Genomic DNA, 25084 nt, shown 5'->3' on the forward strand with positions numbered 1-25084 from the left:
CCATGAAACACGATCCACCTCCGGCGGCTGTGACAAGGGGCGAAGCCGCAACGGTGCGCGCCGCCACATCCCGCCGCGTGCTCGACCCGGTGGCGCGTGCGAGCGAGGTTCTGTTCGGCCTGATCATGGTCCTGACCTTTACGTTGTCCCTCGCCGCAGCCGGGGCCGGCCGGGCGGACGTGCCGGCCGTGCTGCTCGGGGCACTCGGCTGCAACCTCGCCTGGGCCATCATCGATGCCGCCATGTACCTGATGGGCGTGCGCGGGGAACGCCGGCTGGCGATTTCCACCATCCAGGCGATCCGCGGCGCCGAAAGCCCCGAGGTCGGGCGCGCGATCGTCGCGGAGAACATCCCGCCCGCAGTCCTGCCGGCGCTGACGACATCCGACCTGGATCGCATCCGGCTGCATCTCTCCCGTCTTCCGCCCGAAACCCTCGAAACCCGGTTCAACCGGGAGGACTATCTGGCTGCCCTTGGCGTCTTCCTGCTTGTCTTCCTGTGTCTCTTTCCGGTCGCCGCACCCTTCCTCCTCTTTGCCGACCTGACGCTCGCCCTCAGGCTCTCGAACATCGTCGCCGTCGCCATGCTGTTCCTGACCGGCTTCACCTTTGGCCGGCAGGTTGGGCGGCCCTGGCGCGGCGGTTTCCTGATGGTGGCGATCGGGGTGGCGCTCGTCGCCGTTGCGCTGGCCCTGGGCGGATAAGCCGCTCCCGGCCTCCACCGGCTGCAGTCGGGAGCACGCCGTCTTACGGCAGCGTGCGGGTGCTTGCCCGCTCTCTCGGCGCCGACCGGTATCACGCCGCAGGCCGCCATGCCCGGGCGGGGAACAAGGAAGGGGAGCGAAGTGACACAGCCAGCACACGCCCAGCGCGCGACCCTTCCCTCCGGGACGGGATTGCGTCCGGATGTCATCGCCGGCCTGACAGCGGCCGCCGTCGTCCTGCCCAAGGCCATGGCTTATGCCACGGTGGCGGGCCTCTCGGTGAGCGTGGGTCTCTACACGGCCTTCGTCCCGATGATCGTCTATGCCCTTCTTGGCACATCGCGGGTGCTCAGCGTCAGCTCGACGACGACGCTTGCGATTCTCGTCGCGGCGCAACTGGCGCTGGTCGTTCCGGACGGAAATCCCGCCGCGCTCGTCGTCACGACTGCGACGCTCACCGCGCTGACGGGGCTCCTGCTGGTCGCGGCCTCCGTCCTGCGCCTCGGCTTCGTCGCGAACTTCGTCTCGGCGCCCGTCCTGACCGGTTTCAAGGCCGGGATCGGGCTGGTGATCGTGCTCGACCAGGTTCCGAAGCTGTTCGGAATCCACATCACCAAGGAGGGTTTCTTTCGCGATGTGCTGAGCCTCGTGCAGCAACTTCCGGAATCCTCGATGCTCACTCTGGCGATCGGGGGAGTGACCCTGTTGCTGCTGCTGGCAATGGAGCGGCTCTGGCCCCATTCTCCGGCCCCGCTTGCGGTGGTCGCCGGCGGCATCGCGGTGTCCTGGCTTGCCGGGCTCTCCGCCGGAGGCGTCGCGACGGTCGGCCACATCCCGCAGGCACTGCCGTCGATGACCCTGCCGGACCTCGGCCTCGTCATGCAATTGCTGCCCGGCGCGATCGGCATCGCACTGATGAGCTTCACCGAGACGATCGCCGCCGGCCGCGCCTTCGCCCTGCCGCCGGAGCCGCCGATCCGGGCCGACCGCGAGCTTCTGGCGACCGGCGCCGCCAACCTGGCCGGAGCCCTCTTCGGGGCGATGCCGGCCGGCGGCGGAACGTCTCAGACGGCTGTCGTCCGCGCGGTCGGCGGTCGCACGCAGAAGGCGTCGCTCGTCACCGCGGCCGCTTCGGCCGCGACCATGCTGGTTCTGGCGCCCGCGCTTGGCCTCCTGCCGCAGGCGGTGCTTGCCGCCATTGTGATCGTCTACTCGATCGGACTGATCCAGCCACTTGAGTTTGCGGCGATCCGCAAGGTCCGCACCATGGAATTCGGCTGGGCGCTGGCGGCCTTCGCCGGCGTACTCGTGTTCGGCACGTTGCAGGGCATCCTCGTCGCCATCATCCTGTCGCTGCTGGGACTGGCCGGCCAGGCGGCAAACCCGCGGGTCCACGTCATCGGCCGAAAGCGTAGCGACGACGTTCTGCGCCCGCTATCGCCGGAACATCCCGACGACGAGACCTTCGAAGGCCTGCTGATCCTGCGGCCCGAGGGCCGGCTCTTCTTCGCCAACGCGCAGCAGGTCAGCGACCGGATCCGGGAACTCGTGGCCCAGCATAAGCCCCGCGTTCTGATGCTCGACCTCAGCCGGGTCTTCGACATCGGATACTCCGCGCTGCTGGTGATGACGGAGGGCGAACGCCGCTTTGCCGAAGCGGGCGTGACGGTCTGGCTCGCCGGACTGAACCCGGACGTCCTGCGCTACATCCGCTCGTCCGGGCTCGCCGAGCATCTCGGAAACGACCGCATGTTCGCCAACGCCCGCGCGGGTCTCCGCAGATACCTCGAAGCCCCGCCCGGCGGCGGGAGCGATGCGGACGCGAAAGAGAGTTTCGGCCGCTCGGATGCGAAAGGTGAAGCGACACCAGAGTGACCGAGGTTCGCCCTGGCACTTTGACGAGGATCAAAGAACGCTTCTCGCGCTTACATTAGCATTCCACCAATTAGGGGTGGATCATGCAAAAGATCGTTCCACGGTGGGAGTGGCGCTCCTTTGGGCGCAGTTTCCCGGCGGCAGAGAGTTCCCTCTCCCGTCTGACGCCCAGCGGCGTCCAGGAAACCGACGAGATCTACCTTCTTTCCGGCAGTGGCGAAAATGTGAAGGTCCGCGGCGAGCTGATGGACGTGAAGGTCCTGCGCGAGACCAGCGTTGATGGCCCGGAACAGTGGACACCCGTCATGAAGGCGGCCTTTCCGTTATCTGCGGCCGACACGGCAGGGGTGCTCGGCGCCTTGCACTTGCCGGTGCCAGGGTCCCTGCGTGACAGCTACACGCTCGACGCGTTCCTTGCAGCGTTCGCGGGCCGCGACAGCGCCATCCGGATCGCCCGGGTTCACAAGCGACGTGTGCGCTACACGATTGACGGATGCATGGCCGAGCTTTCAGACATCCTAGTGGAGGGACGATCGACCCGCACGATCGCCGTCGAATCCGAAGACGCGGGCGCGGTCGTCCGCGCCGTCGCGGGACTGGGGCTCGGCGACTACCTCAATGTCAGCTATCCCCGCGGCCTGCCGGCCCTGCTGGACGACGAGCCGGAACGCTACGCCGTCATCGACGTCGGCACGAATTCGGTCAAGTTCAACATCAGTGCCCGGGACAGCCAGGGCGCGTGGCGGACCGTCGCCGACCGTGCCGAGGTCACCCGCCTGGGCGAGGGGCTGTCGGCGACGGGCGTGATCGGCGACACGCCGATCGAGCGAACGGTCGCGGCGATCTCCGGAATGGTTGGCGAGGCGCGCCGAAACGGCGTTCGGGCGATCGCCGCGGTCGGCACAGCCGGGTTGAGGATTGCCACGAACGGCGCCGAGGTGGTCTCGGCCATCCGCGCACGTACAGGGCTGCAGATCGAGGTCATATCGGGCGAGGACGAGGCACGGCTGGCATACCGGGCGACGGTCGCCGCACTGGGGTCGACGGCCGGGTCGCTGGTGGTGTTCGACACCGGCGGCGGCAGCTCGCAGTTCACCTTCGGGCATGGCACCAAGATCGACGAGCGCTTCAGCGTTGACGTCGGCGCGGCCCGCTACACCGAGCGGTTCGGCCTCGACGGTGCCGTGCCGCAATCAAAGCTCGGCGAAGCGATGGCGGCGATTTCCATGGATCTCGCGCGCCTTGACGGGCGCCCGGCTCCCGACGTGCTGGTGGGCATGGGCGGCGCGGTCACCAACCTCACTGCGGTCATGCACGGTCTTGCCACATACGATCCGCGCATCGTTCAGGGGTCGGTCCTGGTTCGCACCGAGGTGGATCGTCAGATCGCGCTCTACCGCTCGCAAGGCTGCGATGCGCGCCGATCCATCGTCGGCCTTCAGCCGAACCGCGCGGAGGTGATCCTCGCGGGGGCCTGCATCGTGCGGACGGTGATGGAGAAGCTCGGCATGGCCAGCCTGACGGTGAGCGACCGCGGTCTGCGCCACGGCGTGCTTGTAGAGAAGTTTGGCGGATGAGCCGGCGACGCGCCGTCGGCCCATGGAGGAGGAAACGATGAACGTTCAGAAGCCGACCAAACCGCGCCCCGGCGCCGACGGAACAGCCTTGTCCGGCGAGGACATGCTGAGGGTGTTCGAACTGTTGCAGGGCGCAACCAGCGTCGAACTGAAGCTGATGGTGCCCGACTCCAGCCGCCGTGCGGCGGTGAAGGGGCTCGCCTTCGACCCCGTCGAGGCGGAACCGCGCCAAGTCTATTTCTTCGATACACCCGATCTTGCCTTGAACAAGGCTGGCGTGGTGCTGCGCGCCCGCAGGATCCAGGGCGGAGGCGGGGATACCGTCGTGAAGCTTCGCCCGGTCGATCCGTCGGCGCTCGACCCCGAGCTGCGCAAGGCGGCGGGCTTCAAGATCGAGCTCGACGCGATGCCGGGAGGGTATGTCTGCTCCGCCTCCTACAAGGGCGCCTGCACGGGCCAGGAGGTGCTCGACGTGGTGGAAGGCAAGGCGCCGCTCGTGTCCCTCTTCTCCAAGGAACAGCGGGACTTTTGCACGGCACATGCCCCGGCTGACATCCCGATGGAGGCGCTGGTGCCGCTTGGCCCGACGTTCCTTCTGCGCCTCAAGCACCAGCCGAAGGGCTTCGATCGTCGTCTCACCATCGAGTTCTGGCTCTACCCCGACGGGTCTCGTGTCTTCGAAGTCTCGACGAAATGCGACACCAGGGAAGCCTTCCAGGTGGGCGTCGAGTTCAGAGCGCTGATGGCCAAGTGCGGAATCCCCGTGGAGGTGAGCCAGGAAGCGAAAACGAACAGCGCGCTTGCCTTCTTCAGCAAAGAGCTCGCAACAGGACAACCCGGATGACCCACGCGGCGGCAGACCACACAGCTCGAAGGTATGTGCGAAATTCGAAGCAATCGGCCGTCACCGTCGAGGCGACGATTCCTGGGCCGGCATCGTCCCAGACGCCTTTGACAGTGCATGCGAGGAAGCGCCGATTTCTCGCCTTCGCGACGATGGCCGTCGTCATTGCTGCCACGATCTCTGAAGCCGCAGGCCAGGAAAACGGCAATACGGCCGCCGCATCGCCGTCTGTGACGGTGATGCGGGTGGTCTCCAAAGACATTCGGCCCTCAATTACCTTCTCCGGGCGCGTCGAAGCCATCGACAAGGTAGATTTGCGCGCTCGCGTTGACGGCTTTCTGGAGCAGAGGCTCTTCACCGAGGGACAGGACGTGAACGACGGCGACCTTCTCTTTGTGATGGAGAAGGGCCAGTATGAGGCCGCCGTGGTCCAGGCCGAGGGGGCGATCGAGTCGGCGAAGGCGGGGCTGACACTTGCCAACATCGAGGTCGAGCGCCAGGGCACCCTTGTCGGGAAGGGCGCTGCGGCCAAGCAGCAACTGGACCTGGCGACAGCCAAGCAGCAAGAGGCCACGGGAAGCCTGACCCAGCTCCGGGCCGCCCTCGACAGGGCCAGGCTGGACCTGGGCTACACCGATATCCGGGCGCCGATCGCGGGACGCATCGGCCGCTCGCAATACTCTGTGGGAAATTTTGTCGGCCCGTCGAGCGATGTGCTTGCGACAATCGTCAGTCAGGATCCGATCTACGCGACCTTCTCGGTGTCGCAGCGGGAAATTCTGGCGGTTCGCGAAAAACTGGGCAGCACCGGAAAGCTGGGCGGGCATCTGAGCGCGGCGAATGTCTTTTTGCTGCTTGCCAACGGCAAAAGGTATCCAGAGCCCGGAAAGGTCAATTTCGTCGACGTGACCGTCGATCAGGGCACCGACACCGTGCCCGTGCGAGCGGCCTTTCCCAATCCCGACCGCGTGCTGATCGATGGCCAACTCGTCGACGTCATCGTTGAGGGCGGAACTGCGGAGGCCGCGCTGCTCGTGCCGCAGGCGGCGATCCAGATCGATCAGGCGGGTCCCTACGCGCTTGTCGTCAACAAGGAGAACAAGATCGAGGTCCGTCGGATAGAGCCTGGGCAAGTTCAAGGTGCGGATCTGGCGGTAACCAAGGGGCTCGCGGCGGGCGACATGGTGGTTACCGAAGGGGTGCAAAAGGTTCGTCCCGGCCAGGTGGTGGAACCGGTCGAAGCAAAGACGGGCTCCTGAGCCAGGCTGTCCGCGACCTTCATCGATCGGCCACGGCTTGCAATCGTCATTTCTCTGGTCATCACCATCGCGGGTCTGGTCGCGCTCGCCGTCATTCCCATCGCACAGTTCCCGGACATCGTGCCACCGCAGGTGTCGGTAACCGTGAGCTATCCCGGGGCGAGCGCGGAGATCGTTCAGCAATCCATTGCCCAGCCGATCGAATCGCGCGTCGTCGGCGTCGACAACATGATCTACATGAAGTCGACCAGCGGCAATGACGGCAGCTACACGCTGACCGTCAGTTTCTCGGTCGGCACCGATCCCGATATCAATGCGGTCAACGTGCAGAATCGCGTCAACCTTGCCGAAGCGCAGCTTCCGCAAGAGGCGCGCGCTCAGGGCATCAGTGTCAAAAAGAAGTCTTCGGCGCTGATGCAGTTGATCGCACTGACATCGCCCGATGGCAACCATGACCAGCTTTTCCTGTCGAACTACGCGACAATCAACATCATTGACGGCCTGAAGCGGATACGCGGCGTCGGCGACGTCTCGCTCCTGACCCCGTCCGACTACAGCATGCGCATCTGGGTCACGCCCCAGCGTCTGACGAACTACAACCTCACCCCGAACGATATCGTCGATGCGCTGAAACGCCAGAACGTTCAGGCAGCGATCGGCCGCATCGGCGCCCAGCCCGCCCTGCCCGACCAGCAGTTCCAGCTCACCATCCAGACCAAGGGCCGCCTCGTCACCGTCGAGGAATTCGAAAGCGTCGTGCTGAGGGCCAATCCCGATGGCTCGTTCGTCAGGATCCGTGACGTCGCGCGCGTGGAACTCGCCTCGAAATCGTCCGAGCAAATCGGAAGGCAGGACGGTAAAGCCGCTGCCGTCCTCGGGATCTATCAAGCTCCAGGCGGCAATGCGATCGCAACGGCGGAAGCCATCGATCAGCTCCTGGAGCAACTCAAACCCTCGTTTCCGGAAGACGTCGAGTACCAGATCACATACGACACGACGACGTTCGTCGAGGAGAGCATCCACGAGGTCGTCAAGACCTTGTTGGAAGCCTTCGTCCTCGTCATCATCGTCGTTTACCTGTTTCTTGGAAGTGTCCGCGCAACGCTCATTCCGCTGATCGCTGTGCCCGTATCGCTTATCGGCACCTTCGCGGTGATGCTGGCGCTGGGATTTTCGGCCAATACGGTCTCGCTTCTCGCCCTGGTCCTGGCGATCGGCATCGTGGTCGACGACGCTATCGTGGTGGTCGAAGCGGTGGAGGCGCATCTGGAGAAAGATCCGAGCGCGACGCCGGCAGAGGCTGCGCGCCGGGCGATGGCCGAGATCACCGCGCCTATCATCGCGATCACGCTGGTCCTGCTGTCGGTATTCGTCCCGGTGGCCTTCATCCCAGGCATTTCCGGCGAGCTCTTCCGGCAGTTCGCCGTTGCGGTCTCTGTGTCCATGGTGATTTCCGCCATCAACGCGCTGACGCTGTCGCCGGCGCTCTGCGGCATCCTGCTCAAGGCGCATCATGGACCGAAACGCGGTCCCATCCGCTATGTGCTGAGGGGCATCGACCTCGCCCGCGATGGTTATGCTGCCATCGTGCGCCGGCTCGTTCGCGTCGCCGTGCTTGGCCTGGTGGTCCTGGCGGCTCTCTTCGTGGGCACGGCGTGGTTGTTCAAGACGACACCGACAGGCTTCCTTCCCTCCGAGGACCAGGGTGCCATCTTCGGCGAAATCGTGTTGCCGGATGGCGCCTCGGTCAACCGGACGGATGCCGTGGCCAAGAGCGTCGAAGAGTTGATGCGCGGCACGGATGGCGTTCAGGGCGTCATGTCGGTCGTGGGCTACAGCCTGCTTGACGGACAGGTGAAATCGAACGCCGCCCTGCTCGTAATGACCCTGAAGCCCTTTGCAGACCGCACCGAGCCCGCCCTGTCCGTCAACGGCCTGATCGCCAAATTGAGCGAAGAACTCGGCGCGATCCGTGAAGCCAATGTCATCGTCTACAACCTGCCGCCGATCATCGGACTTGGGACGGGCAGCGGCTTCGAATACCAGCTCTTGAGCCTCGGCGGCGCCGGGGCCACCGAAATTGCCCAGGCTTCCCGTGGCCTTGTGTTCGCGGCAAATCAGGATCCGGCGCTGAACCGGGTCTTCACGACCTATGCCGCCGCCACGCCCCAGCTTTATCTCGATATCGACCGTGAGAAAGTGCAGACGCTCGGCATCGAGGTTTCGGATGTCTTCAATGTGCTTCAGTCGGTCCTCGGCAGTGCCTACGCCAACGACTTCAACCTGTTCGGCCGAACCTGGCAGGTGACGGTCCAGGGCGAAGCTTCCGAGCGGGCGAAGGTCGATGACATCTACCGGATCAACGTCCGCAACAACAAGGGACAGATGGTGCCGGTCAGGGCATTTGCCGAGGCGCGCCTCATTCTCGGGCCCCAGTTCATCGTGCGCTACAACAACTATGTCAGCGCCACGATCAACGGCGAGCCCGCGCCGGGCCGCAGTTCGGGCGAGGCCATCGCCGCAATGGAAGAGGTTTCCGCAAAAACGCTGCCGCCGGGCTACAGCTATGAGTGGACCGGAACGGCGCTGCAGGAGATCGAGGCCAGCGGCAAGACGGCAATGATACTGGGGCTCGCCGTGCTCTTCGCCTATCTGTTCCTCGTCGGGCTCTACGAGAGCTGGACCATCCCGGTCGCCGTTCTGCTTTCGGTGACCGCCGGCATCGCCGGGTCGATGCTGGCTCTCAAGATCGCCGGTCTCGACAACAACCTCTACGCCCAGATCGGCCTTGTGGTGCTGATCGCCCTTGCCGCGAAGAACGGCATTCTCATCGTCGAGTTCGCCATGGAGCGCCGCAGGCACGGATTGGAGATCGCGGAAGCGGCGGTCGAGGGGGCGAAGGAACGGTTCCGCGCCGTGATGATGACTAGCTTTGCTTTCATTGCCGGCCTCCTTCCGCTGGTCACGGCCGAAGGTGCCGGCATGCTCAGCCGCCGCGGCGTCGGCACGGCAGTGTTCGGCGGCATGCTGGCGGCGGCGGTGCTCGGCATCTTCCTGATCCCGGTGCTCTATGTGATCTTCCAGTGGCTCCGTGAAAAGCTGAAGGGCATCAAACGAATGCCGAAACCTCGGGTGACGAAGGAGAGCTAGCGCTAAAGTCGGCCGGCTCAGGCGGAATCTGAGGCAAGGAGGCCTTCATGGGCAAGGCCAGTTCCACCGACGATTTCAAGCCACCGCGGTTGAGCTCGCCCGCTCAAAAAATCTGCAACCCGCCGCCCGACAAGCCTTAGCTGCGGACGCCGTCGATCTGGGTCGTGACGATCCGTTCTGCCAGCATCTGACGATCCATTTCTGTCTCGTCCGATGCCGGGCGATACCAGACGGAGAGCCAGTTGATCGCCCCGAGCATTGCCTTCGCGCTGATGGAAATATCGATGTTGCGGATCGAGCCGTCGTCGACGCCCTCCTGCAGCACCTGCTTGAACAGACCTTCGAAGCGCCGGCGGATGGCGATGAGATCGTCCAGCGTGCGCCGCTGGTCCGGGGTCGTGGCGGCCATGCGGTGCATATGTACGCCCTGGACGACGACGGCTTCAAAGGCGGCGTTGGTCATCATCGCCATGGCATGCGCGGTCAGCATGGCCCTCAGGCGAACGACGCCTGAGCCTTCAATTCCCATGACCGGCTCAACCGCCTGGAACAGGCGCTCCAGGCCCTCGCGATGCACGTCGAAGAACAGATCGGTCTTGGAAGAGTAATAGTGATAGATGCGGCCCTTGGTGGCGCCGAGACGGCGCGCGACGTCATCGATGCTCGTCGCCGAGAAGCCCTGTTCCATGAAGCATTGGGCCGCTGTCTCCAGAATATCCGCATTGCCCGTCCCGTCCGTCCTGACCTGGCGGCGATTCTCGATCATGGGCAGCTCTCCTTTGATTTGACTATAGTTATGGCCCGCCCCGGAAAGCAACTGCCTGCGTTTGCCGGCCGAAAATGCCACTGGACAACACCGGTTGCAAGTGCATACTACTGAGTATGTTGTTGACGGACGCGATGTTTCGCGCCGCCTCGCACTCCACATGCCTTTCAGGAGGAACAGGATATTGGACACTCTTCCCGCGGCGGAAAACGGCGCGACCACCGATGCCGCCATTCCCCTCGTCACCGACTGGATGCGGATCGATCAGGACCTGATCGATCGTTTTGCTGATGTCGTCGACGACCATCAGTTCATTCATGTCGATCCCGTACGCGCCGCCCGGGAAAGCGCCTTCGGCGGTACCATCGCCCACGGTTTTCTCGTGCTTTCGCTGCTAACGAAGCTGAGCCGGCAGGTCTTTGTCGAACCCGCGGCTGGAGCGGCCGAGATCAACTACGGCTTCGACAAGGTTCGCTTCCTCGCGCCGGTTCGATCAGGTGCCCGCATTCGCGCCTGCTTCAATCTCGTCGCCAGCCAGAAAAAAGGTGGCGGCACCCTCGCCACCTACGCCGCCACCATGGAGATCGAAGGTCAGCCGAAGCCGGCGCTCGCCGCCGACTGGCTGGTACTGACAACGAACTGAGGACCAGAACTATGAGCATTTCCTTCGAAAACCGCGTTTCCATCGTGACGGGTGCCGGTGGCGGCCTGGGCCGCGCCTATGCGCTCGAACTCGCCGCTCGCGGCGCCAAGGTCGTCATCAACGACTTCGGCGGCTCGCGCGATGGAAGCGGCGGATCCAGCGAGGCGGCTGAAAAGGTCGTGACGGAAATCCGCGCGAAGGGCGGTCAGGCGATTGCGGACGGCGGCAACGTGACAAGCTTCGATGATATGCAGGCGCTGGTCGCCCGCACGCTTGCCGAGTTCGGCCGCATCGACGTCTTGATCAACAATGCCGGCATCCTGCGCGACAAGACCTTCGCCAAGATGTCGACGGAAGATTTCCGTGCCGTTGTCGATGTACATCTCATCGGATCGGCCAATGCGACCAAGGCTGTGTGGGAAGCCATGCGGGCGCAGGGCTATGGCCGCATTCTGATGACCTCCTCGACCTCCGGTGTCTACGGCAATTTCGGCCAGTCGAACTACGGCGCCGCCAAGGCCGGGCTCATCGGCCTCATGAATGTGCTGCATTTCGAAGGCGCCCGCTACGGCATCAAGGTGAACGCCGTGCTGCCGACGGCCGCGACCCGGATGACCGGCGACATGATGGACGAGGAGATGCTGCGTCATCTCGCGCCGGAAAACGTCGTTCCGGCCGCACTCTTCCTCGTCGGTGAGGACGCTCCGAGCCGGGTTGCGCTTCTGGCCGGAGCCGGCACAGTGGCGCGCATGGCAATTGTGGAAAGCGAAGGCGTCTACTTGCCGGCAGGCAAGCGCACGCCGGAAGCCGTTGCCGAAGCCTTCGGGACGATATCCAGCCTCGACGGTTCGATCGAGACCGAGGCCGGGCTTGCGCATGTCGACCGCATCATAGCCAATGCCCGAACTGCCGAGGCCCTCGCCGCCGAGATCAGGGCATGACGGCAGCACCAGTGCGGGCGACGGCCCATCACAGACAGAAGTATCGCCGCTTCTTCGACATGGAGACCCGCTGGAACGACATGGACCTCTATGGCCACATGAACAATGTCGTCTACCTGGAGTATTTCGATTCCGCGCTCAACCGGGTGCTGATCGAAGCAGGCGCGCTCGCGCTTCATGGCGGAAGCCCGATCGGCGTGGTGGCCCACAGCCATACCAACTACTTCTCCGAGGTCTCCTACCCTGACCGCGTGACGGTCGGGGTGCGGATCGACCGGATCGGCAACACCAGCCTGTCGTGGGGCTTCGCGCTCTTCCGCGAGGATCAGGACCATGCGGCCGCACAGGGCGGCTACGTGCACGTCTATGTCGATCGGGCGACACGCCGGCCGGTTGCTCTTGGTCCGGAGCATCGCGCCTTGGCGGAGCGACTGCTGGTTTCCGAGGATTGAGAAGGAGAAATCACCATGAGAGAAGCCGTCATCGTATCCACTGCCCGCACGCCGATCGGCAAGGCCTATCGCGGCGCCTTCAACGACACGACCGCCCCCACGCTTGCAGGGCACGCCATTGCCCATGCGGTATCGCGCGCCGGGGTTGATCCCGGCGAGGTCGATGATGTCGTCCTGGGTGCGGCCCTCCAGCAGGGCACGACCCACATGAACATTGGCCGGACGGCGGCTCTCAGGGCGGGCCTGCCCGTCACCGTTGCCGGCCAGAGCGTTGACCGTCAATGCGCCTCCGGGCTGATGGGTATCGCGATCGCGGCCAAGCAGATCATCGCAGACGGCATGACCGTCACCGTCGGTGGCGGCGTCGAGCAGATATCGCTGGTGCAGAACGAGCGCATGAACACGGATCGTTGGCGCGACCCGTGGCTTGTGGAGAACCTGCCCTCCACCTACGTCAGCATGATCGAAACGGCGGAGGTCGTTGCCGCCCGCTACGGCATTTCCCGCGAAGCACAGGATGCCTACGCGCTTCAATCGCAAAAGCGCACGGCGCAAGCGCAGGCAAACGGTCGCCTTGATGCGGAGATCGTCCCCTTCGAAACGACAATGCTGGTCACCGACAGGGCGTCCAACGAAACCTCCTCGAGGGCGGTGACGCTCGCCCGGGACGAAGGCAATCGCCCGGAGACGACCCTTGAGGGACTGTCTTCGCTGAAGCCGGTGTTTGCCGGCGGCGAGATTGTGGCAGAAGGCCGTTTTGTCACCGCGGGCAACGCCTCGCAACTCTCCGATGGCGCCTCGGCATCCGTGCTGATGGAAGCCCGAGAGGCGGAACGGCGCGGCATGTCGCCGCTCGGCATCTATCGCGGCATCGCTGTCGCCGGCTGCGCGCCGGAGGAGATGGGCATCGGGCCGGTCTTTGCCGTTCCGAAGCTTCTCGCGCAGCATGGCTTGAAGATCGACGACATCGGTTTGTGGGAACTGAATGAGGCCTTTGCCTCGCAAGTCGTCTATTGCCGCGATCGCCTCGGCATCGACAATGAAAAGCTCAACATCAACGGCGGTGCAATCTCCATCGGCCACCCCTACGGCATGTCCGGCGCACGCATGGTCGGCCACGCGCTGATCGAAGGCCGCCGTCTCGGCCTTCGCTATGTCGTTGTTACGATGTGCATCGGCGGAGGCATGGGCGCGGCTGGTCTTTTCGAGATCGCCTGACAACAGGGGCCAACTCGGTCCACCACGAACGACAATGCCCCGGACACCTGGATGTGTCCGGGGCATTGTCTGTTTGTCCCGAAAGAGATATCAGCCGCGGGACAGTCCGATCCGCTGGCTGAGCCAGGCGGGGCGTTCCATCGTACTATGGGCTTTGAGGTCGGCCATCAGCCGCTCCAGTGACGGACCGGGCAGCGACGCCGAGCGCGGCTTTCCATCCGCTCGGGAAACGTGCATCAGCACCTGTTCGCATAGGGCCAGTTCGTCACCCGCCGCATTGATCAGGCGCATGAACAGGTGCAGGCGTTTTGCGTCTGCCGCAAGCACGAGTGTGTCGACATGTAGGACTTCACCGACGTGACACTCCTTGAGGAAGCCGATGCGGCTGTCGAGCGTGTACAGCGTGGCTGCGGTTTCAGCCCGGTAGGCCTCGTCGATGCCGATCCTGTCCATGTAGGCAGTCGCGGCATCGGAAAACACGATGCCATAGGCGTAGTCGCCCATATGGCCGTTGTAGTCGACCCAGGTGTCGCAGACCGTGGCGGAGAGAATGCGTAGCAGGCTTCTGTACTCGCTCATCGGCGTTTCCATCTGTCGATTGCTGCTTCGAACTCGCCGACGATGCCGCGGCGGAAGGCAAGGACGCAGAGCATGAAGGTGGCACCGGTGATCACGGTGACCGGGAATTCGGAGGTGGCGAGCACGTTTTGCAAGGTCACCACGAGACCTGCCCCGACCACCGGCCCAAGCAACGTGCCGATGCCGCCCATCAGCGTCATCAGGATTACCTCGCCCGACATCTGCCACGTCACGTCGGTCAGTGTCGCGAACTGGAAGATCAACGCCTTGGTTGATCCCGCAAGCCCGGCAATGGCGGCCGACATGACGAAAGCCGAGAGCTTGTAGGCATTGACGGACAGGCCAAGCGAAATGGCCCGGGTCTCGTTTTCGCGTATTGATTTCAGGATCGCGCCGAAGGGCGAATTGACGATCCGCCAGATGGCGAAGATGCCGAGCAGGAACACGCCGAGGACGAAATAATACATGTTCATCGTCTGGCCGAGGTCGATCAGACCGAAGAGCTTGCCGCGCGGCACGCCCTGAATGCCGTCTTCCCCGCCGGTAAACGGCGCTTGCAGGCAGAAGAAGTAGAACATCTGCGACAACGCAAGCGTGATCATCGCGAAATAGATGCCCTGGCGCCTGATGGCAAGGAAACCGATGACCGCTCCGATCACGATGGCGCTTGATACCCCGGCAACGACGGCAAGTTCAGGTGGAAAACCCCAGACTTTCGCCGCATGGGCCGTCACATAGGCCGCACCTCCGAAAAAGGCCGCATGGCCGAAGGACAGAAGCCCCGTATAGCCGAGCAGCAGGTTGAAGGCCGAGGCAAACAGTGCAAAGCAGAGGATCTTCATGACGAAGATCGGGTAGAAGAACATCGGCGCGGCGACGAGCGCGGCAATGCCGATGCAGACGGCGAGGAGCTGCAGGGGGGCGCGGCCAGTGGCCGGCTCGACGATGGGGTGGGACAGGGACGTCTCGGTCATGTCACGCTTCCTTTCCGAAAAGTCCGGCCGGGCGAAGCAGCAGCACCACAGCCATGATGACGAAGACGACGATGTTGGACGCTTCGGGATAGATGACCTTCGTCAGTCCCTCGGCGAGACCGAGCAGATAACCGGTTGCGATCGCGCCGAAGATCGACCCCATGCCGCCGACGACGACCACGGCAAAGACGATGATGATGATGTTGGAGCCCATGACCGGGCTCACCTGGTAGATCGGCGCGGCGAGAATGCCGGTGAAGCCCGCCAGTGCGCAGCCGAAGGCATAGGTGAACGTCAGCAGGAGCGGTACGTTGACGCCGAACGCCTGCACGAGCGTCGGGTTTTCCGTCGCCGCCCGCAGGTAGGAGCCGAGCTTCGTCCGCTCGATCAGGAACCAGGTGCCGATGCAGACCGCAAAGGACGCGACGACGACCCAGGCGCGGTAGTTGGGCAGGAACATGAAGCCGAGATTGGTGCCGCCGGCAAGGCTGGGCGGTACCGCGTAGGGTTGGCCGGAGGAGCCGTAGAAATAGCGGAACGTGCCTTCGATGAAGAGCGCCAGCCCGAAGGTGAAGAGCAGGCTGTAGAGATGATCGAGCTTGTAGAGGCGCGACAGCATGGTTCGCTCGAGAACCGCGCCGAGGAGGCCAACGACCAGCGGCGCCAAGATCAGCGCCGGCCAGTAGCCGATGCCCGCGAAGGCGAGCAAAAGGTAGCCGACGAAGGCGCCCAGCATGTAGAGCGCCCCATGGGCGAAATTGATGATGCGCAGCAGTCCGAAGATGACGGCGAGGCCAAGGCTGAGCACGGCATAGAACGAGCCGTTGATCAAGCCTACCAGAAGCTGGCCCAGGAGCGCCTGGAGGGGAATTCCGAAAATCATCGTCATGCTCAGACTCCGAGCGCCCGGTTGAGTGACTGGATACGATCCGGCAGCTGCGCGGTAGTGAAGCTATCGGTGACCTGGCCGTGATCCATCACATAGAAGCGGTCGGCGATCTTGGACGCGAAGCGGAAGTTCTGCTCGACCAGAAGCACGGTCAGCCCCCGCTGCTTGAGGGCAAGCAGCATTTCGCCGATGCGCTGGACGATGACAGGCGCAAGCCCTTCGGTCGGCTCGTCGAGGAGGATCAGCTTGACGCCGGTGCGCAGGATGCGGGCGATCGCCAGCATCTGCTGTTCGCCGCCGGACAGCTTCGTTCCCGGACTCGAGCGCCGCTCCAGCAGGTTGGGGAACAGCGTGTAGATTTCCTCGACCGACATTCCACCTCTGTCGACGACCGGCGGCAGCAGTAGGTTCTCCTCGACCGTCAGTGTCGCGAAGATACCGCGCTCTTCCGGCACGAAGCCGATGCCGGCATGGGCAGTGCGGTGCAGCGGCAGCTTGAGCACATCCTGCCCATCGAAAGTCACCGAACCGGTGCGCTTGCGCAGGATGCCCATAATGGCCCGCAAAGTCGTGGTCTTTCCCACGCCGTTGCGGCCGAGAAGGGTCACGGTTTCACCCGGCCAGATATCCAGATCGACGCCATGCAGCGCGTGGCTTTCGCCGTACCAGGCATTGAGCCCCCGCACGGAAAGAAGCGGTTGCGAACTATGCATCTTCATTTCCCATATAGGCGGCGCGAACACGCGGATCGTTGCTGACGGTCTCATAGTCGCCGGTCGTCAGGATCTCGCCGCGCTGGAGCACGGTCACGTCGTGACAGATCTCGGAGACGACCTTCAGATTGTGCTCGACCATCAGCACGGCGCGATCCTTCGCGACTTCGCTGATCAGGCCGGCCATCACGGAAACGTCTTCCTGACCCATGCCGGCCAGCGGCTCGTCAAGCAGAAGCACTCTGGGGTCAAGCGCCAGCGTCGTTGCGATCTCCAGTGCTCGCTTCCGCCCATAGGAAAGGTCCGAGGCGAGGCGGTGGCGCATGTCCTGCAAGCCGACGCGCTCCAGAAGCTCGAGCGCCTGCCGGTCGAGGTTGCGAAGCGACCCGAGCGACCGCCAGAACTGGACGGCCTGACCGTTCGGGCGCTGCAGGGCCACCCGGACATTCTCAAGCAGCGTCATCTGCGGAAAGGTCGCCGAAATCTGGAAGGAACGCACCAGACCCATGCGCGCGACTTTTGCCGGCGCGGACCGGGTGATGTCGGTTCCCTCCAGTCGGATCGTGCCTGCCGTCGACGGAAGGAACTTTGTCAGCAGATTGAAGACAGTGGTCTTCCCGGCACCATTCGGTCCGATCAAGGCGTGAACGCGGGCGTGATGGACGTCGAGATCGACATTCCTGACCGCATGGAAACCGCCGAATGTCTTGGACAGGCCCCGTGCCGACAGAACGGCACGAGGCTTTTCGACATGGGCGTCTCCGAAGGGGAGCACCGCAACCGTCATTTCTTGACCAGCGGGCATTCGCTCTTGTCGAGCGGGCGGAAGGCCTGGTCGCCGGGGATGGTGCGAATGACCTTGTAGTAATCCCACGGCCCCTTTGACTCCTCAGGCTTCTTGACCTGTACCAGGTACATGTCGTGAACCATGCGGCCGTCTTCGCGCAGACGGGCATTGCGGGCAAAGAAGTCGTTGATGTCCATGGTGCGCATCTTGTCGATGGCAGCCTTGCCGCTGACGCTGCCAGCCGCTTCCGCAGCCTTCAGGTAGTTCATGACCGAGGAGTACACGCCGGCATGAACCATGGTCGGCATCTTGCCGTTCATGCGTTCGCCGAAGCGCTTTGACCAGGCGCGGGTCTCGTCGTCGAGGTCCCAGTAGAAGCCCGTCGTCAGGGTCAGGCCCTGCGCGGTTTCAAGCCCGACTGCATGGACGTCCGAAAGGAACAGCAGCATGCCGGCGATACGCTGGCCAGAGGCAGTGATGCCATATTCGGCGGCCTGCTTGAGGGCCGTCATGGTGTCGCCGGACGAGTTCGCCAGGGCAACGACGTCAGCGCCCGAAGACTGGGCCTGCAACAGATAAGAGGAGAAGTCCGTCGTTTCGCGCGGATGGCGCACCGTGCCGACCACTTCGCCACCGGCCGCAAGCACGGCTTCCGACGTGTCGCGCTCAAGCGCGTGGCCGAAGGTGTAGTCGACGGTGACGAAATACCACTTCTTGCCGCCCTCCTCGGTGATCGCGCGGCCCGTACCATTCGCCAGTGCGTAGGTGTCCCAGGTCCACTGGGCGGTCGTCGGCGAGCAGGCCTTGCCCGTCAGGTCAGAGGAGCCGGCAGTCGACACCAGGAAGGCGACATCCGCGTTACGGGTGATTTCCTGGACGGCCATGGCGACAGACGACGTCGGCACGTCGACAATGGCCTTGACGTTCTGTTCGTCGATCCAGCGCCGAGCGAGCGTCGAGCCGACATCAGGCTTGTTCTGATGGTCGCCGACGATGACCTCGACAGGTTCGCCCAGAAGCTTGCCGCCGAAATCCTCGACAGCCATCTGTGCGGCCACGACCGAACCCTGGCCGGCCAGATCGAAGTTCATGCCCGACATGTCTGTCAGGACGCCGAGCCGATAGGGTTCGGCGAGCGCCGGTGTCGCCGCCAGCAGGGCTGACGTCGCTGCGGCAAGGATCGTAGATTTGAATGGCATGCGGTTCCTCCTCCTGAATTGATCTGTATTGCAGCGCCGTCAGCCACCTTGCTCCGTCAAGGTGCGTGACAGAAAAAACTGGTCCTGCTCGAAACCGGCCGCCCAGTTTGCCCTGAGGTTGGCGTCGATCGAGCGCTTGGTCATGCGCAGGGCTGCGGGCGGGCAAAGGGCGATTGTATCGCCCAGCGCGCGAGCCGCATCGACCGCCCCGCCCTTCACCGCAAACTCGTCGCAAAGGCCGATGGAAAGAGCCTCTTCAGCCTCGATACGCTGATCGGTAAACAAAGCCCTCTTGGCCCGGGTCGCACCGATCAAATTGGAAAGCAGCGGCAGGCCGCCCCAGCCGAGCGTCATGCCGAGCTTCACCTCGGGAAAACGGAAATAGGCACCTTCGCCAGCGATACGAAAATCCGCAGTCAGCGCCAGGATTGCACCACCGCCAATGACCGCGCCTTCAAGGGCGGCGATGGTGACCTGGGGCAGACGCAGCCAGCGCTCGCACATGCGCCCGCCGGCCGACATGGCGCGGCTACGCACCACCGGATCGGCATCCTTCCGCCACAGCCGGTCGTCATCGAGATCGACGCCGGCCGAGAACCGCGCCTCCGTTCCGGTCAGGACCACGATCTGCACGCCTGTATCGGCGGCAAGTTCATCCGCGGCTGCCGTCAGGGCCTCTATCGCCTCCATATTCAGGGCGTTTGCCTTGCTTCCACGGTCGTAGCGCACCAGCGCCAACGGACCTTCGCGTTCAATGCTGACGACGGTCAAGAACCCCTCCCCCGGCAAAACTTCTTTGACATACTACCGAGTATGTTGCATATTCATTCCGACTTTGCAACGGGCTCTTTTCGTGCTTTGTCGAGGATGCCCTGGAGGAGGATTCTGAGAATGACGGACTTGGAAAGCGCGCTGAACCGCGACCGATCGGTGCTGCGCTATCTGCTGGATCGCTATGCACAGGAAACGCCGGACGCGCCGTTCGTGCATTTCTGGCCCACGGTGAAATGGGATTATCGCACCGCGCGCGAACAGGTCCGCCGTCGCGCGGCAACGCTTCACGCCCATGGCGTCCGCCGGGGCGATCACGTCCTCTGCTTCATGGGAAATGGGCCGGATCTGCTCGCCACCTGGTTTGCAATCAATTACCTCGGTGCGGTCTATGTGCCGATCAACACCGGCGCACGAGGCCGACCGCTCGAACACATCTTCTCGGACGCGGATGCGCCGCTGATGGTCGCTGAAGAAGCCCTGCTCGACAGGCTGGACGGTATTTCCCCGGGCAAATTGAAAAAGGTGCTGACTGTGGCTGGTGCAGGCACTGCCACGGTGCGGCAAGGTGTGGAGATCGTCCCGCTTGCAGACGTCTCCGAGATCGATGACACGGCCTTGACACTCGACCGCCCGATCGAGCCATGGGACACGCTGGCGATCATGTACACCTCCGGCACGACCGGAAATGCCAAGGGGGTCGTCACCTCCTACGTCCAGCTCTACACGATGGGACCCGATGCCTTCGACTGCGTCGAGCCTGACGACCGCTGCATGATCTGCGGGCCGATCTTCCATTGCGGATCGACCCTTTATGTCTATGCCATGCTCGCCCGCGGCGGTTCGATCGGCATGATGCGCGAATTCAAGACGCAGGATTTCTGGCCGGCGGTGCGCGATACGGGCTCGACCTTCGCGCTTCTGCTTGGGGTCATGGCGAGCTTCCTCCTCAAGCAGCCGCCATCGGCGGATGACCGGAACCACCCGCTGCGTCGGGTCTTCATCACGCCCTTCGGCGAGGATGGACCGCTCTTTGCCGAGCGTTTCGGCGTGGATGCCTGGACGATCTACAACATGACCGAGATCGCAAGCCCGCTGCATGCCGGCCCGGGCCTCACCGAAAAGGGCATCACCGGAAAGCCACGTCCCTGGTGCGAACTGCGCATCGTCGATGAAAACGACATGGAGGTGCCAGACGGCGCAACCGGCGAATTGGTCATCCGCTCGCATCGTCCCTGGGCTCTGATGAAGGGATATTACAACAACCCCACAGCGACCGTGGAAGCCATGCGAAACGGCTGGTTCCATACCGGCGATGGCTTCCGTCGCGATGCCGAGGGCCGCTACTTCTTTGTCGACCGGCTGAAGGACGTCATCCGCCGACGCGGCGAAAACATCTCCTCTTTCGCGCTGGAAAGCGAAGTCACCACCCATGACGACGTCAAGGAATGCGCGGCCGTTGCCGTCCCAAGCGAGCATTCCGAAGACGAGGTGCTGATTGCGGTGACGCCGGTCGAGGGCCACAACATCGATCCGGTCGCACTCATGATGTTCCTCGCCGATCGGCTTCCCCGCTACATGGTGCCGCGCTACCTGCGGATCGTCGATGCGCTTCCAAAGACCGCAAGCGGCAAGATCCAGAAGCACCTGCTGCGGACGGAGGGCGTTACCGCCGACGCCTATGACCGCGAAGCAGAGGGGCTAAAACTTCGCCGCGCCTGAGGCGGCAGCATCAAATCTTCTTCTCCCGGCCCCGTGCCGGGAGCCTCAAACACGGAAAAGGCGTACGCAGAGCGCTGCCGGAACGGAACTGATGCCATGAGCAACTTTATCTTCAACACAACGAAATCGGTCGTCGCGGAAGCGGGTGCCAGTGTGCGAATGGCAGACATCGCCGGCGGCTTGCTCGGCGATCGCGTCGTTGTTGTCACCGACAAGGGCGTGCGCGCCCTTGGCCTCGCCGACGCTGCCATAGCCTCGCTCGAAGCGGCCGGTATCGCCGTCGCCATCTTCGACGACGTTGCCGCCGACCCTCCGGAAAGCAACATTCACGCGCTGGTCGAGGCCGTCAGGGCGCATCAGACAACCGGAATTCTGGCGATCGGCGGCGGTTCCCCGATGGACGTTGCAAAGGTGGCGGCTCTTCTGGTGGGCGGCGGCGAAAGGCTCGCCGACGTCTATGGCGTCAACGTCGCACGTGGGCCGCGCCTGCCGCTGGTGCTTGTGCCGACGACGGCCGGGACAGGCTCCGAAGTCACGCCGATTGCAATCATCACGACGGGCGACGCAGAAAAGAAGGGTGTCGTCTCGCCGCTGCTGCTGCCGGACATGGCAATCCTCGACGCCGATCTGACCCTTGGTCTGCCACCCGCTGTCACTGCGGCAACCGGCATCGATGCGATGGTCCATGCTATCGAATCCTACGCCTCGATATCGGCCAACAACAATCCGATCTCCCGTGGCCTCGCCCGTCAGGCACTGCAACTGCTCGGCGCCAATATCCGCGAGGCCGTTTTCAATGGCCGCGATCGCGCTGCGCGTTCCGCCATGCTACTCGGATCGCTGCTGGCGGGTCAGGCTTTTGCGAACTCTCCGGTCGCCGCCGTGCATGCGCTTGCCTATCCGATCGGCGGGCATTTCCATGTGCCGCATGGACTTTCGAATGCGCTGGTCTTGGCGCATGTGCTGCGTTTCAACCTGCCGGCCACCCGGGACGTCTATGCCGAGATCGCGGCGGATGCTTTTCCCGAGCTTGCCGATGTCGCTGCGGCCGAGCGGGCCCAGGCCTTCATCGAGGCACTGGCGAATCTTGGACGCGATCTGAGAATTCCTCAGTCTCTGCGAGAGGTTGGCATCCCCCGTGACGCACTGCCGATGATGGCACGCGACGCGATGAAACAGACCCGTCTTCTCGTCAACAACCCCCGTCCGCTGGCCGAGGAGGATGCTTTGGCGATCTATGAGGCGGCGTTCTGAACAGGATGGGCTGCGACGCCGCCTGCTCAACTTTGCGGCGGCGAGGTCTGCGCCACAGCCCGGGCAAATCGCCCATGCCATGCCTCTTGCACGCCGCACCGCCCACTCATGGTTTTGCTTTCGCAGCAATGCGCCGACGAGACGGCTGATGGCTTCGTAGTCGGGAAAGATCTTAACGACCTCGGTGCGCCAATCGGAGAGCGCTCTGTCCTCGGTGCTTTCCTTGTTCGGCCATACGGCACGGTGAAATTGTCGCGCTGCGCTCCCTCCACTCTCCCTGGCAATCAACGGCCCACTCTATGAGCATCGCGCCGAACCGGAAAAGACCATTCGGCTGATCCAAAGGAAACCGCCGACCGTACAAAGTACGCAGAAAACTGTTTCAACTGGAGCAGGACATCAGATGCGTATGAAGATCACCATGATCGCTGCTGTGCTCGCGGCTTCGTCGTCGCAGGCCATGGCCGAGCGCTATTCAGCCCAGGACATACGGGACGGCATCGTCGGCCGCAGGATCTTTCTTGCCGTGCCCTTTGGCGGTGAGTTTCCGCTGAATTACAGGCAGGGCGGCAGCGTCGACGGCAACGGCGAGGCGCTGGGCCTTGGCCGCTTTGCCAAGCCGAATGACACGGGCAAGTGGTGGATCGAAGCCGACCGCCTCTGCCAGAAATTTCGCAGCTGGTATGACGGCAGGCCCATGTGTTTCGATCTCTACCGCATCGATGACAAGCGGCTGAAATGGATCCGAAACGATGGCAAGTCCGGCACGGCACGCATCGGGCCGCAGCTGTGAGCGCTTCCGGATCGGGAATGACTGTGGCCGCGGAACGGACCCGAGGGGCGGCCCGTCGCACAGCGGGACAACCATATCGCCAGGAGATTGAAAAATGCGCCTGTTCGCAGCATTCTTCGTTGCCGCTGCCATGACCCTGACCTTTGCGATCGCACCGGCACAGGCCCGCGGCTTCTCGCTTGAGGATTTCTTTGCCGGCAGGACCGAAGCCAATGGCAGCTTTCGCGCCATCACCGGCCTGCGACGGACGTTCACCGTCGCCCTCTACGGCAAATGGGACGGGCGCACGCTGACGCTCAGGGAAGACTTCGCCTTCGACGACGGCACCCGGGACCGCAAGACCTGGCGCTTCGTGAAGACCGGACCCGACAGTTACCGCGGCACGCGCGAGGACGTGGTCGGCGAGACGCTGGTCAAGATCGACGGCAACGTGGCGCGATTCACCTACCTCGTCTATCTCGATGCGGCCAACCGGACGAACAAGGTCCGCTTCCACGACACGATGACGCTGAGAAACGACGGAACGGTGCTCAATTCCGCATACGTCACGAAATTCGGGTTGCCGGTCGCATGGACGCGCGTGGAATTCAGGAGGCGCTGAGCGATGTGGGGAGCGCGGGGGATCAGTGATGACAGGCACAGAACGGCGCCTAGTGCACGGACCGCCCTCGTCCATATAGCCTATGCCCTTCCCGCCCTGCCACTGGCCGCACTGGCCCTGCCACTCTACGTTATCGTGCCGACGTTCTATTCGGAAGCGATCGGCCTGCCGGTCGCGGCCGTCGGAACGGTTCTCCTTGCGATCCGTCTTCTCGACGCGGCCACCGATCCCGTGTTCGGCTGGCTTGCCGACCGGTGGCGCGGGCCTGGTGGCCGTCGCCGCGGCTTCTTCCTCGCCTCGCTGCCCCTTACCGCAGGTTCCGCCTTCATGCTCTTCTGGCCACCCGGAGAGGCGGGCCTTGCCTATCTCGCCTTTTGGGCCGCGCTTGTCTCGATCGGCTTCACGTGGACCTCCCTACCCTACACCGCCTGGGGCGCCGAATTGTCCGGCGACTACTCGGAACGCACGCGCATCTCCGCCTTCCGCGAGGGTGCCACGCTGATCGGGATTCTGCTTGCCACGAGCCTGCCCTTCTCGATCGGCCTGACAGGAGCAGGAGGGACGCACGGGCTTCAGGTCATGGCGATCCTTGTTGCGATCCTGCTGCCGATTTCGGGTCTCGCGGCCGTACTGCTTGTACCGGAACCAAAGAACCGTTCGTCGAGAGAGCTCGGCCTCCTCGAGGGAGCGGCCTTCATGGCCGCAAACCGGCCGTTCCTCCGGCTGATCGCCGCCTTCCTGCTCAACGGGTTTGCCAATGCCATCCCGGCCACCCTTTTCCTCTATTTCGTCTCCGACCGGCTGGGTGCGCCGGACTGGCGCGGACCGCTGCTTCTTGTCTATTTCGCCTGTGCCGTGCTCGGCGTCCCGCTGGCGGTGCGGGCCGCGAACCGCTTCGGCAAGCACCGCGCATGGTGCGGCGCGATGCTGGCGACCTGCCCGATCTTCGCCCTCTCGGGGTTCCTCGGCCCCGGCGACGTGATCGCGTTCGCCGTCATCTGCGTGCTAACAGGACTTTTCCTCGGCTTCGACCTTGCCCTACCGCCATCCATCCAGGCCGACGTGATCGATCACGACACCGCTCGCTCCGGCGCGCAGCGCTCCGGCCTCTATTTTGCGGCATGGAGCCTTGCAACGAAGCTGTCGCTCGCAGCCGCGGTCGGACTGGTCTTTCCCCTGCTCGCTCTGTCCGGCTTCGACCCGCAGGCAGGCGGCGGCTCACGGAGTTCGTCGGACGCGGTTGCGGCGCTCTATGCATGGCTGCCGATCGTCCCGAAGCTCGGCGCAATCTGGCTGATGTGGCGCTTTCCGCTCGACAAGGTGGCGCAAGCGGAACTGTTGAGCCGGATCGGGAAGGACGGATGAACACGAAG

General features: G+C 63.8%; 23 protein-coding genes and 1 pseudogene. 15 read left to right on the forward strand and 9 right to left on the reverse strand.

Features of this window, described 5'->3' with window-relative positions:
* Positions 1-2: 2 nt before the first annotated feature.
* From CRO48_RS24715 to CRO48_RS24735, 6 genes are all read left to right on the forward strand, one after another.
* Entirely contained in the window at positions 3-704 is a 702-nt protein-coding gene (locus tag CRO48_RS24715; RefSeq protein WP_245423655.1) for a VIT1/CCC1 transporter family protein, read from the forward strand.
* 141 nt (positions 705-845) lie between these two features.
* Complete coding sequence (locus tag CRO48_RS24720) at positions 846-2579, forward strand: SulP family inorganic anion transporter (protein WP_280952696.1); 1734 nt, start codon at positions 846-848, stop codon at positions 2577-2579.
* A gap of 83 nt (positions 2580-2662) precedes the next feature.
* Positions 2663-4156, forward strand: coding sequence for a Ppx/GppA phosphatase family protein (locus CRO48_RS24725; RefSeq protein WP_097142433.1), 1494 nt, complete (start codon positions 2663-2665; stop codon positions 4154-4156).
* Between the two features lie 37 nt (positions 4157-4193).
* Complete coding sequence (locus CRO48_RS32390; protein WP_176526882.1) at positions 4194-5000, forward strand: CYTH domain-containing protein; 807 nt, start codon at positions 4194-4196, stop codon at positions 4998-5000.
* On the forward strand, positions 4997-6259 hold the full coding sequence (locus CRO48_RS24730) for an efflux RND transporter periplasmic adaptor subunit (protein WP_176526883.1): 1263 nt from the start codon (positions 4997-4999) through the stop codon (positions 6257-6259). The genes CRO48_RS32390 and CRO48_RS24730 overlap by 4 nt, the downstream gene beginning before the upstream one ends.
* A gap of 6 nt (positions 6260-6265) precedes the next feature.
* A complete protein-coding gene (locus CRO48_RS24735) occupies positions 6266-9409 on the forward strand; it encodes an efflux RND transporter permease subunit (RefSeq protein ID WP_097142435.1) in 3144 nt (1047 codons plus the stop codon).
* Positions 9410-9545: 136 nt separating this feature from the next.
* Here CRO48_RS24735 and CRO48_RS24740 read toward each other — a convergent pair whose 3' ends face one another.
* A complete protein-coding gene (locus tag CRO48_RS24740; protein WP_097142436.1) occupies positions 9546-10175 on the reverse strand; it encodes a TetR/AcrR family transcriptional regulator in 630 nt (209 codons plus the stop codon).
* A 253-nt stretch (positions 10176-10428) separates the two neighbouring features.
* Between CRO48_RS24740 and CRO48_RS24745 the strand changes: the two genes are divergently transcribed.
* From CRO48_RS24745 to CRO48_RS24760, 4 genes are read left to right on the forward strand one after another with little or no spacing between them, the layout of a single operon-like run.
* Positions 10429-10818 carry a MaoC family dehydratase gene (locus CRO48_RS24745; protein WP_245423658.1) on the forward strand — a complete coding sequence of 130 codons (390 nt, stop codon included), beginning with the start codon at positions 10429-10431 and terminating at the stop codon, positions 10816-10818.
* Positions 10819-10829: 11 nt separating this feature from the next.
* Positions 10830-11759 carry an SDR family NAD(P)-dependent oxidoreductase gene (locus CRO48_RS24750; protein WP_097142438.1) on the forward strand — a complete coding sequence of 310 codons (930 nt, stop codon included), beginning with the start codon at positions 10830-10832 and terminating at the stop codon, positions 11757-11759.
* Complete coding sequence (locus CRO48_RS24755) at positions 11756-12211, forward strand: acyl-CoA thioesterase (protein ID WP_141402119.1); 456 nt, start codon at positions 11756-11758, stop codon at positions 12209-12211. The genes CRO48_RS24750 and CRO48_RS24755 overlap by 4 nt, the downstream gene beginning before the upstream one ends.
* Positions 12212-12226: 15 nt before the next feature.
* Complete coding sequence (locus CRO48_RS24760) at positions 12227-13429, forward strand: acetyl-CoA C-acyltransferase (protein WP_097142439.1); 1203 nt, start codon at positions 12227-12229, stop codon at positions 13427-13429.
* Positions 13430-13519: 90 nt separating this feature from the next.
* On the opposite strand, the gene CRO48_RS24765 is transcribed toward CRO48_RS24760, so the two are convergent.
* From CRO48_RS24765 to CRO48_RS24795, 7 genes are read right to left on the reverse strand one after another with little or no spacing between them, the layout of a single operon-like run.
* Entirely contained in the window at positions 13520-14008 is a 489-nt protein-coding gene (locus CRO48_RS24765; protein ID WP_176526884.1) for a thioesterase family protein, read from the reverse strand.
* Positions 14005-14982: a branched-chain amino acid ABC transporter permease gene (locus tag CRO48_RS24770; RefSeq protein WP_097142441.1), complete on the reverse strand. Its 978-nt coding sequence runs from the start codon at positions 14980-14982 to the stop codon at positions 14005-14007. Before CRO48_RS24770 ends, CRO48_RS24765 begins: the two co-directional genes overlap by 4 nt.
* A gap of 1 nt (position 14983) precedes the next feature.
* On the reverse strand, positions 14984-15871 hold the full coding sequence (locus tag CRO48_RS24775; protein WP_097142442.1) for a branched-chain amino acid ABC transporter permease: 888 nt from the start codon (positions 15869-15871) through the stop codon (positions 14984-14986).
* 2 nt (positions 15872-15873) lie between these two features.
* On the reverse strand, positions 15874-16584 hold the full coding sequence (locus tag CRO48_RS24780) for an ABC transporter ATP-binding protein (RefSeq protein WP_097142443.1): 711 nt from the start codon (positions 16582-16584) through the stop codon (positions 15874-15876).
* Positions 16577-17371, reverse strand: a complete 795-nt coding sequence (locus tag CRO48_RS24785; protein ID WP_097142444.1) for an ABC transporter ATP-binding protein — start codon at positions 17369-17371, stop codon at positions 16577-16579. The genes CRO48_RS24780 and CRO48_RS24785 overlap by 8 nt, the downstream gene beginning before the upstream one ends.
* Positions 17368-18570, reverse strand: coding sequence for an ABC transporter substrate-binding protein (locus CRO48_RS24790; RefSeq protein WP_097142445.1), 1203 nt, complete (start codon positions 18568-18570; stop codon positions 17368-17370). The genes CRO48_RS24785 and CRO48_RS24790 overlap by 4 nt, the downstream gene beginning before the upstream one ends.
* A 39-nt stretch (positions 18571-18609) precedes the next feature.
* Positions 18610-19341, reverse strand: coding sequence for an enoyl-CoA hydratase/isomerase family protein (locus CRO48_RS24795; protein ID WP_097142446.1), 732 nt, complete (start codon positions 19339-19341; stop codon positions 18610-18612).
* A 120-nt stretch (positions 19342-19461) separates the two neighbouring features.
* Here CRO48_RS24795 and CRO48_RS24800 point away from each other — a divergent pair, with 120 nt between their 5' ends.
* Both CRO48_RS24800 and CRO48_RS24805 read left to right on the forward strand, forming a co-directional pair.
* Positions 19462-21063, forward strand: a complete 1602-nt coding sequence (locus CRO48_RS24800; RefSeq protein ID WP_097142447.1) for an AMP-binding protein — start codon at positions 19462-19464, stop codon at positions 21061-21063.
* Positions 21064-21159: 96 nt separating this feature from the next.
* Positions 21160-22317 carry an iron-containing alcohol dehydrogenase gene (locus CRO48_RS24805; RefSeq protein WP_097142448.1) on the forward strand — a complete coding sequence of 386 codons (1158 nt, stop codon included), beginning with the start codon at positions 21160-21162 and terminating at the stop codon, positions 22315-22317.
* 84 nt (positions 22318-22401) lie between these two features.
* Here the strand turns inward: CRO48_RS24805 and CRO48_RS32395 are convergent.
* A pseudogene (locus tag CRO48_RS32395) lies at positions 22402-22506 on the reverse strand (transposase); the annotation flags it as partial.
* Positions 22507-22720: 214 nt separating this feature from the next.
* On the opposite strand from CRO48_RS32395, the gene CRO48_RS24810 reads away from it, so the two are divergent.
* The 3 genes from CRO48_RS24810 (at position 22721) to CRO48_RS24820 (ending at position 25076) form a co-directional block, all read left to right on the forward strand.
* Complete coding sequence (locus CRO48_RS24810) at positions 22721-23110, forward strand: hypothetical protein (protein WP_097142449.1); 390 nt, start codon at positions 22721-22723, stop codon at positions 23108-23110.
* A 94-nt stretch (positions 23111-23204) separates the two neighbouring features.
* Positions 23205-23711: a DUF3833 family protein gene (locus CRO48_RS24815; protein WP_097142450.1), complete on the forward strand. Its 507-nt coding sequence runs from the start codon at positions 23205-23207 to the stop codon at positions 23709-23711.
* Between the two features lie 3 nt (positions 23712-23714).
* The gene (locus tag CRO48_RS24820; protein ID WP_097142451.1) at positions 23715-25076 is read left to right on the forward strand and encodes an MFS transporter; all 1362 of its coding nucleotides are present in this window, start codon (positions 23715-23717) and stop codon (positions 25074-25076) included.
* The last annotated feature ends 8 nt before the right edge of the window (positions 25077-25084 follow it).

This window comes from Rhizobium subbaraonis, assembly GCF_900220975.1.
GTDB classification, from domain to species: Bacteria; Pseudomonadota; Alphaproteobacteria; order Rhizobiales; family Rhizobiaceae; genus Mycoplana; species Mycoplana subbaraonis.